The 15,490-nt window shown below is 59.7% G+C and carries 11 protein-coding genes; 5 read left to right on the forward strand and 6 right to left on the reverse strand.

Features of this window, described 5'->3' with window-relative positions:
* Window position 1: 1 nt before the first annotated feature.
* The 4 genes from NQH49_RS09010 to NQH49_RS09025 all read right to left on the reverse strand — a co-directional run bounded on the left by NQH49_RS09010 (window position 2) and on the right by NQH49_RS09025 (window position 8,018).
* Complete coding sequence (locus tag NQH49_RS09010; protein ID WP_256696371.1) at window positions 2-2,374, reverse strand: virulence factor SrfC family protein; 2,373 nt, start codon at window positions 2,372-2,374, stop codon at window positions 2-4.
* Window positions 2,371-5,343: a virulence factor SrfB gene (locus NQH49_RS09015; protein ID WP_061720134.1), complete on the reverse strand. Its 2,973-nt coding sequence runs from the start codon at window positions 5,341-5,343 to the stop codon at window positions 2,371-2,373. The genes NQH49_RS09010 and NQH49_RS09015 overlap by 4 nt, the downstream gene beginning before the upstream one ends.
* Before the next feature lie 2 nt (window positions 5,344-5,345).
* On the reverse strand, window positions 5,346-6,686 hold the full coding sequence (locus NQH49_RS09020) for an SrfA family protein (protein ID WP_256696372.1): 1,341 nt from the start codon (window positions 6,684-6,686) through the stop codon (window positions 5,346-5,348).
* A 153-nt stretch (window positions 6,687-6,839) separates the two neighbouring features.
* Window positions 6,840-8,018 carry a benzoate/H(+) symporter BenE family transporter gene (locus tag NQH49_RS09025; RefSeq protein ID WP_256696373.1) on the reverse strand — a complete coding sequence of 393 codons (1,179 nt, stop codon included), beginning with the start codon at window positions 8,016-8,018 and terminating at the stop codon, window positions 6,840-6,842.
* Between the two features lie 96 nt (window positions 8,019-8,114).
* On the opposite strand from NQH49_RS09025, the gene NQH49_RS09030 reads away from it, so the two are divergent.
* From NQH49_RS09030 to NQH49_RS09040, 3 genes are all read left to right on the forward strand, one after another.
* Window positions 8,115-8,660, forward strand: a complete 546-nt coding sequence (locus NQH49_RS09030; RefSeq protein ID WP_256696374.1) for a helix-turn-helix domain-containing protein — start codon at window positions 8,115-8,117, stop codon at window positions 8,658-8,660.
* A 120-nt stretch (window positions 8,661-8,780) separates the two neighbouring features.
* Window positions 8,781-9,206, forward strand: coding sequence for a MarR family winged helix-turn-helix transcriptional regulator (locus NQH49_RS09035; RefSeq protein WP_256696375.1), 426 nt, complete (start codon window positions 8,781-8,783; stop codon window positions 9,204-9,206).
* 17 nt (window positions 9,207-9,223) lie between these two features.
* Complete coding sequence (locus NQH49_RS09040) at window positions 9,224-9,778, forward strand: isochorismatase family protein (protein WP_256696376.1); 555 nt, start codon at window positions 9,224-9,226, stop codon at window positions 9,776-9,778.
* Between the two features lie 94 nt (window positions 9,779-9,872).
* Here NQH49_RS09040 and pqqU read toward each other — a convergent pair whose 3' ends face one another.
* Window positions 9,873-11,984 (reverse strand): TonB-dependent receptor PqqU, encoded by a 2,112-nt coding sequence (gene pqqU / locus NQH49_RS09045; protein WP_256696377.1) that lies wholly within the window; start codon window positions 11,982-11,984, stop codon window positions 9,873-9,875.
* A gap of 219 nt (window positions 11,985-12,203) precedes the next feature.
* Between pqqU and NQH49_RS09050 the strand changes: the two genes are divergently transcribed.
* A complete protein-coding gene (locus tag NQH49_RS09050) occupies window positions 12,204-13,067 on the forward strand; it encodes an NAD(P)-dependent oxidoreductase (RefSeq protein ID WP_256698404.1) in 864 nt (287 codons plus the stop codon).
* Between the two features lies 1 nt (window position 13,068).
* Window positions 13,069-13,851 (forward strand): AraC family transcriptional regulator, encoded by a 783-nt coding sequence (locus tag NQH49_RS09055; RefSeq protein ID WP_256696378.1) that lies wholly within the window; start codon window positions 13,069-13,071, stop codon window positions 13,849-13,851.
* On the opposite strand, the gene leuA is transcribed toward NQH49_RS09055, so the two are convergent.
* Window positions 13,802-15,487 carry a 2-isopropylmalate synthase gene (leuA, locus tag NQH49_RS09060; protein WP_256696379.1) on the reverse strand — a complete coding sequence of 562 codons (1,686 nt, stop codon included), beginning with the start codon at window positions 15,485-15,487 and terminating at the stop codon, window positions 13,802-13,804. The two genes, NQH49_RS09055 and leuA, sit on opposite strands and share 50 nt — an antisense overlap.
* Window positions 15,488-15,490: the final 3 nt, after the last annotated feature.

The raw sequence follows: 15,490 nt of genomic DNA on the forward strand, positions 1-15,490 counted from the left end.
GTTACGCGTGCAGCGGTAACAGCAAAATCGCCAGCATCTGGCGGGCATTCGCGGGCAAATCGCCGCCGCCGGTATAGCCGTTGTTCTCAACGATCACCGAATTCAACCCCACCAGCCAGTCATAGATGTAGTAAGCGGTATGATTGGCGGGCGCGGCCGACAGACGCGTCAAACGCTGTCCCGGCGAGAAGCTGACGCTCGGTGCAGGCGGACGGGCGAAAATCGTCTGACCGCGATTGACGCGGCTTTCAGGACGCTCGCTCTCCGGGCGCTGTAAAAAGCCCAGCCACGCGACAAAATCACCCAGCACCGTCATGGCACGTGAAACCTGACGATCGGTACGCGCTTCGTGGGCGCTGGCCTGCGCATCCGGCTCATTCAGCGCGTTTTGCAGTTTGTTCAGCACCTTGAGACGGAAGCTGGCGGTAATCAACTCTTCCACCAGCATCTCCAGCGTCGGCTTATCGACGTTGAGCAGCGCCAGCAGGCTGCGGCTTTCCGGTAGCTGACGCAAATGCTCCAGCCACAGCGCAAACACCTGCTGCGGGAATTGCTGATCGCGCTGACCGCCCGAGCTACGCGGCTCAGCGGCGGCGACCGGCTCATCTTTAAACAGATCAAACTCAAAGCCGATGCCAAAATAGCTCTGCTCAGCGGCTGCGGTTTTGGCGCTATGTTGAGTATGAGTGCTGCTGCTCTGGCTCAGCCACAGCTGACGCACCGCTTCGCGCGACGGCTGCAAACGCTCCAGCAGTTCACCGTGCAAACCGGTGCGATGTTGCAAGCATTTCAGCAGCGTATCGGAGATCGCCTGCTTGCGAGCTGCCTGTTCTGGCGTGGCGCTGGATTCGGTCCACGGCTGCAAACGTTCCACCAGCTTGTGCTGTAGCGCGCTGAGCTGCAACGCTAAACGCTCACGGCGCGCTTCCGGCTGCATCTCATCCTGCAACCAGCTGCCCATGCGATCAACACCCGCGCGATCCAGCGCCAGCATCGAACCCCAACTCTGTCCCGGCTGACCAATCTGTCGCTGCACTGCTTCATCAACGTTAATCTGCTGCTGCTGATAGCGCGCATCATGCGGCGTGATCGCCCAAATCAGACGCGGTTTCTCACCGCTGGCGGCGATGGTTTGATGCATGTGCCACTCGCGCAGCGCGCTGGCGGCGACATCGGTATCCTGACGCTGACTGGCGGCGGTACAGATCAGCATCAAATCGATGCCCTGACGCGCGGCGTACAAACCCGGCAGCAGCGCGCGTTTCTGTTCCAGCAGCGTGGCGCGCAGCGGATCGCGTTTACGTAGCTGCGCCAGTTCATCCTGTTGGGCGCGATCGGCTGGCGTGCCCGGCGCGGGCATCTCAAGCATATCCGCATCATCGTACAGCGCCTGACGCGGCGTCGAGCTGAGCGGCAAGGTGATCTCCAGCGTCAGCAACGACAGTAATCCCAGCGGCACATGCTGCGCTTTCCCCACGCGATTGGCGACGATCGGACACACTTCGATCATCTCCTGCCAGTCGGCATCGTTGCCAATCAGTTTTTCTGCCGGCAGCGCAGCATCGTCCACCAGCACGCTAAGCGGTGCTAACACGCGCGGCGCGTGGCGCAACTGGTGACGCAAGTGCATCAGGCTACGCAGGCTTTCGTTCAGCGCGTTTTGCCCCGGCCACAGCAGGGCAAACAGCTGCACGCGATCGTCGACGTTGAGCCACGGCGCCAGCGCAACTGCCTGCGGCCAGAAGTGACGATCGAGAATCTCGGCATGACGATGGTGACGACGGCTCCACGCCCACAGCGTGATCAACGCATCGCTGTCGAGGCCCGGCTGCGGTTCATCCTGGCGATGGCGCTGCAAACGCTGCAAAGCGGCGTCGATCTGCGCCGTGTCGGGCTGAAGCTCGGTTTTGGCGCAGGCCAGCATTAAACGAATCAGTTCCACTTCGCTCAGCAGCGTCATCTCCAGCGGCCAGGCGTTGGATTGGGTTTCGCGCTGGTGGCTGAAGCGGGTGGCGATAGCGAAATCGAGATTGCCGGGATTGATGTTCTGGAAATAGTTCAGGGTTTTATCGCCGAGACGCGCGATAAGTTGGCCCTGCGCATCGCCGACCATCTCACTCAGCAGCCAGGCTTTGCCCGCCTGCGACTGACCAAACAGCGCCAGCGTCACTGGACGTGCCAGTTGGCGCGCCAGGGCATGGCTTTCCACGCGCGCGCGGCGCAGTTGCAGCGTCAGGGTTTCGGCTTCCAGCGCCAGACGCGGCGCGTGCGCCTGATGGGTTTCCACCCAGTTCAGCGCGCCATCCAGCGTTTCCTGCATCAGGCTCAGACGTTTCGCGGGCGTAACCGGCGAGGCTTTTTTGGCAGTTCTCATCGTTTGCAGACGCTCCCGCTGTCGATCCAATATTGCGCATTCGCGTTGCCGGTGGCGGAAAGCGTATTCAGTTTCAGACTCAGCTGCTCCAGCGGCACGCGCGTGCCGTCATCCATGCGTGCATCGCTTAACACTAAGCGTTCAGGGCCGAGATTATCCGGGCCCGGCTGCACCGCCAGTTTGATGCGCAGTACGCTTTCACCGGCAACCTGACGCGCCAGCGTCGGGTCGACAATGCTCAGGCTATACAGCGGCGATGCCGGCCAGCGATCGTTCTCCAGCTGGCGGAAACCCAGGCAGACGTTGCCGCGTATGCGGAAGCTGCTTTTGCGATCCAGCGCGAAACTGCTGCTGTCGAGGTCGATCTCGCTGTAGCACAAATTGTCGTCGCTGAGCGCCGAGGTCTCATCCAGCACGCCGAGATAACGAATGGTGGAGTATGGTTCGAAATCACCGGCGCGGAACCAGAAGCTGCTCAGGCGCAGATCGAGCGCCAGCAGGCACAGCATCGCGCCCACCGCGGCGGTGGATTTCGGATTATCAATACGGCCTTGCTTGTTGAACGGATACCAGTCGCTGGTGTGATAGCCTTCCAGCGACAAAATGCGGCTGCCCGGCAACGGTTGCAGATGGCGCACCAGCGCCTGAATGCCGGGGAAGCGTGACGGGCGACCGGTGAGCAGCAGCACATCGCACTGGTACAAAGACACCACTTCGCACATCGCGCGCAGCGCCGGAATAATCGCCATGCGGTGTTGCAGGAACTCGCCGTGCAGCTGCGCCATGCTCACCACCAGCGGCACCTCAAGCAGATCGAAACGGCTATCGCCGCCGAGCGTGCGCTGAATTTCACCGTTCACAAACGCCAGCACGCTGCTGGCCGGTTTTTGTGGCACCAGCTCGCCGAACAGCGCATTGATTTCGCTGTGGCTGTCGAGCGGATCCCAGTTTTCGTACTGCTCCAGCACCGCCTGCGCCAGCGGAATAAACAGCTGCAGCGTCACTTGCTGACGCAGCGTGGCCTGTCCGTCCATGCGGCTGTCGTGACCAAACAGCTTGTTCATCAGCGGTTCGGCCAGTTGCAAACCGGCTTTCTGCAAGCTCTGCTGCAATGCCGGCAGAATCCACAGCTGAATCACATCCAGCAGAATATCGTCCCCAGCAACTTTGAAGCCTTCGCGGAACAGCAAGCGCGGGGTGATTTTGACGTTGTTGCCCTGGCCATCATCGAGGCGATATTGGGTGATGGCTAAATCGGTGGTGCCGCCGCCGATATCAATCGAGGCGATGCGCAGGCTTTTACCCGGCAGCTCGTCGACTTCACGCGGACGATCCGGGCGCGCCATGCTGCTGAAGAAATCTTCTGCGCGACCGGCAAAGTTGACCTGAGTTTCGTTGAACAGCCACACCATTTGACCGCAGGTGGCTTCATCCCACTCCATCTGCACATCCGGCACCGGACGCAGGCTGTTTGCCTGGCTGGCGGCGGTGAACTCTTCTTCAGCTGGATGCCAGCCTTCGGCTTTCCACACCAGCGCGATGGCTTCCTGCATGCGGCGACGAAAAATCTCACGCTCCGGCTTCGGCATTGCCGACGGCAGCGTCAGAATCACATGACGCAGCTGACGCGGCGCCTGGCTTTGCGGCATGCGCTGGCGCTGCGCCACGCTGTTCATCTGCATCATCGCCTGCGCCAGCAGTTCGCACAGCATAAAGGTCATCAGCGAACTGCGGCTGTAGCTGGCGGAGAACACCGGCAGACGATCGTCTTCCGCCAGCGCGTGTAGCGGCTGGCCTTCGTCATTGATCAGTAAGGTGAACGGCAGCGCGGTGGCCTGCGGCTCATCGCTGCTGCCGTTGGCGTTGAAGCGCCAGCCTGGCTGATAGCGTGCTTCATCCCACAAGTAGCGGCGCGGACTGGACAAGCCGGTGCTGCCTTCGGTGCCGGCACGCAGCAGCGCCAGACGGCTGGCTTCGCGGCCCACGCGCGTCAGCGACGGCCACATAAAGGCGTTTTCACGGCCGCTCTCCAGCGAGAAGTTAGCCTTGCCGAAACGGGTTTCCGCAAACTCCAGACGACTGTCGAACAGTTCGTTGTAAACCTGATGCGGCTCGGAGAGATCGCGCAACTGCAGCTCGTAGGTTTGACGCAGGCCGCTGCTCTCTTCGGCGTGATCTTCCACCAGAATGCCGCAGGTGTGCGAGTTGCCGACGTCGAGAATGATATCGACGTTGACCGCCGGCGTTTGCAGCGACGTCGCCTGGATATAGATCTCCGCCAGATCGAGCTGTTCGCCCAGCAGTTCCAGCAGGTTGAGATAGTGCGCCTGATATTCGAACTCACGCAGCGCCTGGTTCAGCTCCTGCTCGCGACGTGACTCCAGCGCATGCACCTGCTGGCTAAAGGTTTCACGCAGCCAGCCATCGACCCACGTATGGTCGAGGAATTCGCCCAGCTCGTAGTTGTGCCAGGCAAGGGCGAAACTGACGCCGTTCTGCGCATCGGCTTTGCTCAAACCGTGCTGCTCGCCGCCATCTTGCTCTGACACAATGCGCGTATCAAAGGCGAGGGTGATGCGATGGGTGTTGCCTGCCGCATCGGGTTGCGCCAGCGGCGCCAGATGCAGACGCGCCCAGTTGTCCGGGCCGCCGATAAAACGACGTCCGCTGGTGCAACGCAGCACCGGCAGCGGCAGCCATTGATGAGCCAGCAGCTTCAGCGAGTCGGCCAGCGCGATATCCGTTTCCGGACGCACCACTTCCGCCGCGCCGCCATCTTCCGGATAGAGCAGGAACTTGCCGCTGTTGCCGTCGACGTTGAGGCGCAGCAGCGGGCCGTTGGCGGTTTGACGCACGAACTGGCGGCGAGCCTGCAACGCAGGTAAACGCAAACCGAAATCAAGAAACTGCACACCGCTATCTTCAATCAGCGTGATTTTCTGTTTGTCATCGATGAGGGGAGCCAACATGTTTACTTACTCTCACGCTTAATCGTCAACGGGAAGACCTGATCTGCGCCGTATTGCGCAGTACAGCTGGCGATGCCATCACCGGCTTTACACACCAATTCCGGCATGCGGTAACGCGATTTGTCGCTGCAGGTCGCAGTATAGCGGCTGCGCACTTCCATGCTGCCGGCGCTGGTCATCGCGGCGGTGACATCGGCTTTACAGCGGATGTTGTCGCCCTGGGTAATGGTGGCGGTGCCTTTGCCGTTGCGCATCTGATAGCGCAGGCTTGGCGGTTTGCCGGTCGGCAGATTGGTTTGACGCAAGGTCACGCGCCAGGTGCCATTGATAAATTTCACTGAGCCAACGCGCGCATCTTCGGTGGTCATCACCAAATCATCCGCTTTGGCCGGTTCGGTGTGTTCAGCGACCACCTCAGGCGGCGCGACAGGCGCAGCAACCGGTGCGGGGGCGGCAATGACGGTGGCGGCGGTTTGTGGCAGCGTGGCGGCGAGTTTTTCCGCTTTCACCATCACGGCCGGCGGCTTACTCAACGGCACAGGCACATCTGCAACACTAATCGCAGCCGGTTGCGGTGCGCTGTGCAGCCAGAAGGCGACGCCCGCAGCGACCACCGCCGCAACCGGCAACAGCAGCATCAGCGGACGCACGGTAAAGGCGCGACGTGGTGGCACGACAGGCTCCGGTTCAGGCGCGGGCTCAGGAATGACTTCGGCTGCTGGTTCTTCGACTTCAGGTTTCGGCTCGATCACCGGTTCGGCAGCGGCAGGCGGCACGTCGATCAGCGGCGCAATCACTGGCGCGACCACCAGCGGATCGGGTGCTGGCGGTTCCGGCAACAGCGGCGGCAGTTCATCTTCCAGTGAGTCACGCAGGCAGGCCAGCGCGTCATCACGCGAACGCGCCTGCGGATCGACAAAGCCCCAGAAGGTGATCACCGGTTTGCCATCCACCAGATAAACGTACTGCTGATCCGGGAACTGCAACGTCTTGCTCAGCAACGCACCAAACAAGCGCATCGCCGGATTCTCCGCGTCGCGCGCGCGCAGGCTCAGCGCCTGCAAATCCTGCTGGTTCAGCGTCAGCAGTTCCAGCGCCTGACGGCGCTCGTGATCGCTGGCACCCAGCCAGGATTTTACTTTGCCATTGAACGGGGCGTACCAATCGAGGCGGTCACCGCGCTCGTTGACTTGCGGAATCGCGAGGCAATTGGCCAGCGTGGTTTGGCGGCGCAGGCGCAGGGTTTCACGGATTTGCAGCGCGGACGTCCAGACCGGCTGGCCGTTTTCACCCAGTGCCAGTACCGAATCCAGATTGCCGCTGCGCAGAAAAGTTTTTGCCACTCGTTGGGCCCTTATCGGTGGTTGTCTGAGGCAGAACAGTGTGTGTTTTTGGCGATGATAGTGATCTTAAGCCAAATGTTGCGAAATCAAACGGCTGATAAAGGGGGAAAAACAGGGCGTTTTTCCCGGGTGCGAGGGTGATCTGTTGAAATTTTAAGCGTGGCGTCGTGGGGAAAGAATCAAATAGGTCAGCATACCGCCGAGCAGTCCCCAAAAGGCGGAGCCGATGCCCAACAGTGAAATGCCGCTGGCGGTGATCAGGAATGCCACGATGGCGCTATCGCGCTGATCCGGCTCCGCTAAGGCGCGCTGCAAACTGCCGGACAGCGTAGCGACTAGCGCCAAACCGGCCAGCGTGGCGATCAATACCGGCGGCAAGGCGCTCAGCATGATGGCGATCAATCCGCCGGTAAAGCCGGTCAGCAGATAGAACACGCCCGCCAATGCCGAGGCCATCCAGCGGCGCGCCGGATTGGGATCGACGTCGTCTCCCATGCAGATGGCGGCGGTAATCGCGGCGATACATACCGAAAATCCGCCAAACGGCGACAGCACTAAGGCGATAAATCCGGTCCAGCCGGTTAGCGCAGATACCGGCGGCTGATAACCGTGTGCCTGCAAGGTGGCGATGCCCGGCGCGTTTTGTGACGCCATGGTGACGAGAAAATAGGGCAAACCCACGCCAATCAGCGCTGCCAGATTAAACTGCGGCATGATGAATTCGGGTCGACTGATCGCCAGCGCATGCGGCGGAAAGTGGATTGATTGCTGGCCCAGCGCCACCAGCACGCCGGCGATCAACGCCAGAATAATGGCGTAGCGCGGCAGCCAGCGACGGCTCAACAGCCACACCAGACACATGCTGCCGCACAGCGCGAAATTGCTCTGCAAGCCGCTAAAGGTGCCGATGCCAAACTTCAGCAGAATCCCGGCCAACATCGCCGCCGCCAGCGACTGCGGAATGTGATTCATCAGACGAGCAAACAGGCCGGTGACGCCGCACAACACAATCAGCAGGTTAGTCGCGACAAATACGCCAATCACTTCATTCAGCGTCAAACCCTGCACGCTGGTGGCGAGCAGGGCCGCGCCAGGCGTTGACCAGGCGGCGAGGATTGGCATGCGCGTCCACAGTGATAAGCCGAACGAGGCCAATCCCATACCGACGCCGAGCATCGACAGCCAGCCGCCAATCTGCTTCGGCGAAGCGCCCGCCGCCTGCGCCGCCTGAAAGATCAGCGCCGCCGTGCTGCTGTAGCCCACCAGCACGGCGATAAAACCAGAAATCAGCATCGGGAAAGAGAAAGCACTGCGTGTGGTGGCGGTCGTCATCAGATCACATCCGGTTGTGCGTTATAGCGCACATAGTGGCATGGAGCGTTATAGCGCACAAGTGTTACACTGCGCGCGAGCTTTTCGGGAGAACACATGGAAAATTTGCATCAACATTTGAGTCTGGCGCTGAAACAGCTGCGTCAGGCCAACGGCTGGAGCCTGACGCTGGCAGCGGATCGCACCGGCGTGAGCAAAGCGATGCTCGGCCAGATCGAGCGCGGCGAATCGAGCCCCACGGTGGCGACGCTGTGGAAAATCGCCACCGGCTTTAACGTGCCGTTTTCCTTCTTTGTGCAGGGCAGCGATCAACCGCCGGGCAGCGTGGCGACCTTCAGCCAGCCCAATGCACAGATGCAGGTTAAGCCGCTGCTACCGTACGATGCCAAACTGCGTTTTGATCTGCTGGAAGTGACGCTGGCGGGTGGCGCGCAGAGCGATTCATCGGCGCATGAAAGTGGAGTGATTGAGCAAGTGGTGGTGCTGGACGGCGAACTGCTGTTGGGTGTGGAAGGCACATGGCGGCGCTTGCTTGCGGGCGAAGCCAGTCAGTTTGCTGCCGATACGCCACACAGCTACCGCAATCCTCTCAGCACGCCGTTACGTTTCCACAGTTTGATTCATTATCTGCAGCGCCCGTAGGGTCGCTATTCATGGCGACCCCCTCATAACCCGGCACAATTACAAATTGATACGAAGGTAAACTACCCAGTTTGCCTTCGTATTTATATACTCGCGGCTCATCAGTAAGGAGAAGGTGCCATGAGCGACCTCAACAGCGCGGCGGCGTTACTGCGCAGCATCAATGGCAAACTGGCGCGTCGCCTGCGGGAATCGGCGCCGCCGGGCGATCTCACCTGGCCGCAGGTATCGGTACTCGGCTATCTGGTGCGGGATGGTGCCATGACGGTAACGGAATTGGCTACGCTGGAAGGTGTGCGCACGCAGTCGATGGGCGCCACCGTGGCCAGCTTGCAGACGCTGGGTATGGTGCAGGGCACCGCCGATCCGCTGGATGGCCGCAAAACCCGCTATCAACCCACCGATGCTTGCCTGAAACTGATCGCCGCCAACCGCGCACAACGTGATGACTGGTTGCTAAACAGCATTGCGACGCAGTTGAACGCGCACGAACAGCAAACGCTGCTGGCCGCGATTCCCTTACTGCAACGACTTGCCGACCAATAATCCTGAGAGGACTCAACATGGCTTTAACTACCCTTGACGACAACACCGCGCTGATTGTAATTGACCTGCAAAACGGCATTGTCGCGCTGCCTGTCGCACCGTTAGAAGCTCACGAAGTGATTGAGCGCTCAGCGCGTTTGGCCGATGCCTTCCGTGGCCAAAAGCGCCCGGTGGTGCTGGTGAACGTTGCGGGCGGCGCGCCTGGCCGTAATGAGCAGCCGAAACATGGTGGCGAACTGCCTGCCGATTGGGCCACGTTGGTGCCGGACCTGGCGCAGCAGCGCGGTGATATCGCTATCACCAAAAAAACCTGGGGCGCATTCCACAACACAGATTTGCATGAGCAGCTGCAGCAGCGCGGCATCACGCAAGTGGTTATTTGCGGTATCGCCACCAGCATCGGTGTGGAATCCACGGCGCGTCAGGCGTATGAGTTGGGTTACAACGTCACGTTGGCAATCGATGCTATGACCTGCCTGAATGCCGAAACGCATAAAAACAGCGTCGAGCGCATCTTCCCACGCCTGGGCGAAACCGGCACCACCGATGATGTGCTGGCGTTGTTGAAGTAATTTTTCGTAGGGTCGCCATTTATGGTGACCGATATATAAAAAAGCCCCGCAATTTCTAGCAGGGCTTTTTTATTTCATATGATAACCGGGTTATTTACTGAAACGCGTAACTCACCGTCAGGCCCACGCTGTAATTGCGGCCCGGTGCCGGTTCGTAATAGCGGCCGTTGCTTTCATTGACGATCACCGAACCGATGTAGTTGCGGTCGAACAGGTTATCGACGCGGCCAAACAGATCCAGCGTCCAGTTCTGTACCAGCCACTTATAACCGCTGTTTACGCCGACCACGGTGTAAGACGGCGCTTTCACATCGTTTTCATCATCCGCCGCGATATCGCTCAGGTAGCGCACATCGGTTCCGGCATACCAGCCTTGATCGGGCGCGTAAGCCAATCCTGCGTAAGCCATGTTACGGGCAATGCCGGGAATGCGGTTGCCGTCGCAGCTTTCGGTGCCGCAGGCGTTTGAGCGATAGCGGGCATCCAGCAAGGTCCATGCGGCTTTGAAGCGCCAGCTTTCACCAAACTGCTGGTCGAGGCCGAGTTCCAATCCACGACGGCGGGTTTCACCGGCGTTTTTGTAACTGGTGCGGCCTTCAAAGCTGCTGTCGGAAACGATCTCGTTTTTGGTGTCGGTCTGGAAAATCGCCGCAGTTAACAGGCCATTGCCAATGCGTTTTTTACTGCCCAGTTCAACCGTTTCGCTGGTGGCGGGTTGCAGGTTGAGATTCAGTCCGGCTTGATCGGCGGCGCGATAGGACAACTCATTCAGCGTCGGCGTTTCGAAGCCGCGACCAGCAGAAACATAGGCATTCCAGCTGTTATCAATGGCGTAGTTCAGCGCAGCGGCAGGCAACCAGCGATGGTAGCGACGATTGCCGCTGTCATCCGGATCGGTTGAGGTGACGTAATAGTCATTCGAGTCGAAATTCACCGTACTGAAGCGCACACCGGCATCCAGCGACAATTTATCGGTCAACTGCCATGCGGTTTGCAGATAAGGATCGAGGTTCCACATCAGGTTGCGTTCGTTACGACGCATCTCGCCCTGCACGCCCAGTTCATCGCCGCTAAAGTTCTGATAACCTTTGCGCTTCTCGGTCATGGTTTCATAGTCGAGGCCGCCGGTGAAAGTTACCGGAATGGTGAACAGCGCGTCGCGGTGCGTCCAGCGGGTATCGATGCCCTGATAATGACGAGACAAAGAGATCACGCCGCCGGGATAACCTGGGCGCAGCTGCGTAGCTTTGGGAATCGATTGATACTGCGTGGTTTCACGTTCACCGGCGTACATCATCACGCTCAGGTCGTCGTTTTCACTCATCTGGCGCTGATAATGCAGGCCCGCCTGGGTTTGATCGACAGTTTTACGCGCGTCGTACAAAGTCACGTTACTGGCGACCTGACGCGGATTTTCTTTCCACTGTTCGGCGGTTAAACCGCCCGGATCCTGCGCATCAACGTGAACGCTGTTGAACAGTAGCGTCAGGGTGCTGACATCATCAATGCGCACGCCGAGTTTGGCGTTGCCGAGATTTTTCTGCGCCGAGCTGTGATCGCGGAAGCCGTGCGTGGTAAAGCGTGAGGCGGAAACCGTGTAATTAACGTCGCCGGCTTGCGTACCGTCACCGGTCGCGCCGCTGGCTTTAACGCTGTTGCGCCAGCTACCGTAACTGCCGTACCAGCTGCTGGCTTCCAGCGTGGTCGGTTGCTGCCCGGTTTCGGTTTCAACGTTAATCACGCCGCCCGACGAGTTGCCATACAGCGCCGAGAACGGGCCGCGCAGCACGTCGATGTGATCGATTGATCCGATATCGATGTTAGAGGTTTGTCCCTGGCCGTCGGGCATGGTGGCTGGAATGCCGTCGACATACATGCGAATACCGCGCAGGCCGAAGGTGGAACGCGAACCAAAACCGCGCACCGAAATCTGCAGGTCCTGGGCATAATTTTGGCGATTTTGTATCTGCAAACCCGGCACGCTGCTGAGGTTTTCTGACAAATTGACGCGCGGTGCCGCATGGCGCATATCGTCGCCAGAAACCACGCTAACGGCGGCTGGTGTATCAAGTTCAGAAAGTCCGGATGCGGACGGCGCCGCGCTCACCACCATGGTGTTATTGGCTGCGTTCGCCGCCAGCGCTGAGACCGGCAACATCGCAGGCAGCATCAGCAACGAAGCCTGTCGCAGTAAAGCTATTTTCATTATGAAAGACCGTAAAAAGGGCGTGGAATGTACCGAATGGAACATTAATGGCGCGTATGTTAATCGTTTTATCATTTGTTTGAACAGCGTTAATAGTATGACGGATTATTAATAATTGCGGTGTTGAAAATGTTTTTCCATCGCATCTCTGGCCTGGCTGCGTCAGGGAAATTCTGTCAGTCTGGCGGTTTTGTCTGAAAGCACAAAAGAGAGGGAATGATGAGTCAACAACCTGTTGTCGCGGTACTGGGATTGGGCGCGATGGGCCATGCGTTTGCCGCTAACCTGTTGAAAAAAGGCTTCACGGTACGCGGCTGGAACCGTACGCGTGCGAAAGGCGAAGATCTGCTGGATGCTGGCATCACGCTGGCCGATAGCGCCGGGCAAGCGGTAGAAGGCGCGGATGTGGTGATCGCCATGCTGGCCGACGGCGATACTACGCGGCAGGCGCTGAACGATGCCCGCTCCGCGCTCAAGCAGGGCGCGACGATTTGTCAGATGGGCACCATCGGCGTGGAAGCCACCGATCAACTGATCGCTGAATTCAAAAGCGCGCGTCCGGATGTAGTGTTTATCGATGCACCGGTTTCCGGCACCAAAGCGCCGGCCGAAAATGCGCAAATTCTGGTGATGGCCAGCGGCGATCAGAGTAAAGCGCAGGCCGCCGAGCAGGTGTTTGCGGCAATCGGTAAAGGCACGCAGTGGCTGGGCGAGGCGGGCGCTAGCTCGCGTATGAAGCTGGTGGTGAATAGCTGGTTGATTGGCCTGATGCAAAGCCTGGCAGAAAGTACCCGTCTGGCGGAAGAGTTTGGTTTCAGCACCGACGATCTGTGGAAAGTGCTGGATGGCGGTCCGCTGGCGGCACCGTACGCCAAAATGAAACTCGGCATGATCGCCAGCGGTGATTTCACGCCGCAGATGCATTTGGTGTGGGCGCTGAAAGACGCCAAACTGGCGCTGGATGCGGCAGGCGACAGCAAACTGCCGGCGCTGGAAAACATCGTGGATGTCTGGCAGCAAGCGGTGGACGCCGGTTACGGCGAGCAAGATCTGGCGGCGGTTTATCAATATCTGAAACGCTAACATGAGTGCGCGGCTCAACTTCGACTTCGCCTATCGTCCGCTGGTGCCTTATGCGCATGATTATGCGCATGGTGACGCGGAGCCGTGGCATCACCACGATTGCTCGCAGCTGATCCACACGCTGAGCGGCGTGGTGAAAGTGGAAACGCAGCACGGCAGCTGGATTGTGCCGCCGAGTCGCGGCGTCTGGCTGCCAGCGGGAACGCGTCACGCGCTGCACATCGTTGGCGCAGTCGCGGCGCGCACGCTGTTTGTGGATCCGCTGGCGCGCGCCGATTTGCCCGCCAGTTGTCAGGTGGTGCAGATTTCGCCGCTGCTGCGCGAGTTGATTGTCAGCGCGCTGCCGCTGCCGGATCAGTACGTTTCCGGCAGCCGCGCCGAGCGGATTTACGAGTTGATCCTCGATGAGATCCGCGTGATGGATGTGCTGCCGTTTGGCCTGCCGCTGCCGGAGAGCGAGCGGCTGCTGAGTTTGTGCCAGCACATCCAGCAAGCACCCGGCGAAAACTGGACGCTGGCCCGCGCGGCTACGCAACTTTGTGTGGCGGAACGCACGCTGGCGCGGCATTTCAGCCGCGAAACCGGTTTGCAGTTCAGCGATTGGGTGCGCCGCGCGCGATTGAGCGTGGCGTTAACCCGCTTAGCGCAAGGCGAAAGCGTGCTGACGGTGGCGCTCGATCTCGGTTACGACAGCCCGAGCGCCTTCAGTGCGATGTTTCGTCGCGTGCTCGGCGTTACGCCAGCGAACTACTTTCCTGCGGCAGACAAGCGTGCGCTGCGTTGAGCAGCGCCTGCAATGAAGCGCGCGCCACATCGTTATCAATGCCCACCCCCCACGCGCGTTCACCGCGTGCGTTAATGCAACTAATGTACGTGACCGAACGGCTGTCGCTACGTTTGCCCAGCGTGTGTTCGTGATAATCCTCAATGGTGATGTTTACATCATAGCGCTGACGCAGCGCGCTGACGGCGGCAGAGAGCAAGCCGTTGCCTTTGCCTTCCAGCGTCACCGGCTGCGCGCCCTGTTGCAGTCGCGCTTTGAAGCGCGTTTCGCCTTTATCGTCGCTGTGACTTTCCGCTTCCAGTAAACGACGCACGGGCTGGGTTAAGCCGTAATGCTGACAAAACAGCTGCCAGAGCGCATGGTGCGTCATCTCCTGACCGTGCTGGTCGGTTTGCTGCTGCACCAGGCGGCTGAAATCCTGCTGCAAGCCGCGCGGCAGTTGCAGGCCGTGATTCTGCTCCAGCAGCCACGCGGCGCCACCTTTGCCGGATTGACTGTTGACGCGGATTACCGCTTCGTAACTGCAACCGATATCCAAAGGATCGAGCGGCAGATAGGGCATCTGCCACAGGGTTTCTTCACGCTCAGCGCGTTCGGTAAAGCCTTTGCGAATCGCATCCTGATGCGAACCGGAGAAGGCGGTAAACACCAGCTCACCGGCATATGGATGGCGCGGATGCACCGGCAGCTGGTTGCAGCGCGTCACCACTTCCAGCACCTGCTGGATATCGCTGAAATCGAGTTGCGGCGCCACGCCTTGGGTGTAGAGATTGAGCGCCAGCGTGACGATATCGACGTTGCCGGTGCGCTCGCCGTTGCCGAACAAACAGCCTTCGACGCGATCGGCACCCGCCAGCAGCGCCAGCTCGGCGCAGGCGATGCCGGTACCGCGATCGTTATGCGGATGCACGCTGATCGACACCTGCGATCGCTGGCTGAAGTGGCGACAGAAGTACTCAATCTGATCGGCATAGACGTTCGGCGTATTCACTTCGACGGTTGCGGGCAGGTTAATGATCATCGGACGCGCCGGGCCCGGCTGCCAAATCGCCGCCACCGCTTCGCAAATCTCCCGCGCAAACTCCGGTTCGGTAAAGCAGAAGGTTTCTGGCGAATATTCGAAAGTCCACGCGGTATCCTGTTGCGTTTCGCAGCGGGCGCGAATTTGCCTCGCACCGGCGCAGGCCAGTTCAATAATCTCGGCTTTGCTCTGGCGGAACACGCGCTCGCGGAACAGCGGCGCGGTGGCGTTGTACAGGTGAATAATGGCGTTCGGTGCGCCACGCAGCGCCTCAAAGGTACGATCGATCAGGTCGCTGCGCGCCTGGGTCAGCACCTGAATCGCCACATCGTCTGGAATGTGGTTCTGCTCAATCAGCAAACGGACAAAATCAAAATCGGTCTGCGATGCCGCCGGGAACGCGACCTCAATCTCCCTGAAGCCACAGCGCAGCAGCAGTTGCCAGAACTCCAGCTTGCGCGCGCTGTCCATCGGCGTCGCCAGCGCCTGATTGCCATCGCGTAAATCGGTAGAGAGCCAGCGCGGTGCCTGCGTCAGCTGGCGCGATGGCCATTGACGCTCGGGTAAGTCGATGACCGGAAACGGACGATATTTTGCAGCGGGTTGCATGAGCATAAC

The organism is Pantoea trifolii (assembly GCF_024506435.1).
Classification (GTDB): Bacteria; Pseudomonadota; Gammaproteobacteria; order Enterobacterales; family Enterobacteriaceae; genus Pantoea; species Pantoea trifolii.

What these genes read in the sequence shown, in the direction of transcription:
- NQH49_RS09010 (WP_256696371.1), bottom strand. Translation starts at nt 2,374, where the DNA reads ATGAGAACTGCCAAAAAAGCCTCGCCGGTTACGCCCGCGAAACGTCTG.
- NQH49_RS09015 (WP_061720134.1), bottom strand. Translation starts at nt 5,343, where the DNA reads ATGTTGGCTCCCCTCATCGATGACAAACAGAAAATCACGCTGATTGAA.
- NQH49_RS09025 (WP_256696373.1), bottom strand. Translation starts at nt 8,018, where the DNA reads ATGACGACCGCCACCACACGCAGTGCTTTCTCTTTCCCGATGCTGATT.
- NQH49_RS09030 (WP_256696374.1), top strand. Translation starts at nt 8,115, where the DNA reads ATGGAAAATTTGCATCAACATTTGAGTCTGGCGCTGAAACAGCTGCGT.
- NQH49_RS09035 (WP_256696375.1), top strand. Translation starts at nt 8,781, where the DNA reads ATGAGCGACCTCAACAGCGCGGCGGCGTTACTGCGCAGCATCAATGGC.
- NQH49_RS09040 (WP_256696376.1), top strand. Translation starts at nt 9,224, where the DNA reads ATGGCTTTAACTACCCTTGACGACAACACCGCGCTGATTGTAATTGAC.
- pqqU (WP_256696377.1), bottom strand. Translation starts at nt 11,984, where the DNA reads ATGAAAATAGCTTTACTGCGACAGGCTTCGTTGCTGATGCTGCCTGCG.
- NQH49_RS09050 (WP_256698404.1), top strand. Translation starts at nt 12,204, where the DNA reads ATGAGTCAACAACCTGTTGTCGCGGTACTGGGATTGGGCGCGATGGGC.
- NQH49_RS09055 (WP_256696378.1), top strand. Translation starts at nt 13,069, where the DNA reads ATGAGTGCGCGGCTCAACTTCGACTTCGCCTATCGTCCGCTGGTGCCT.
- leuA (WP_256696379.1), bottom strand. Translation starts at nt 15,487, where the DNA reads ATGCTCATGCAACCCGCTGCAAAATATCGTCCGTTTCCGGTCATCGAC.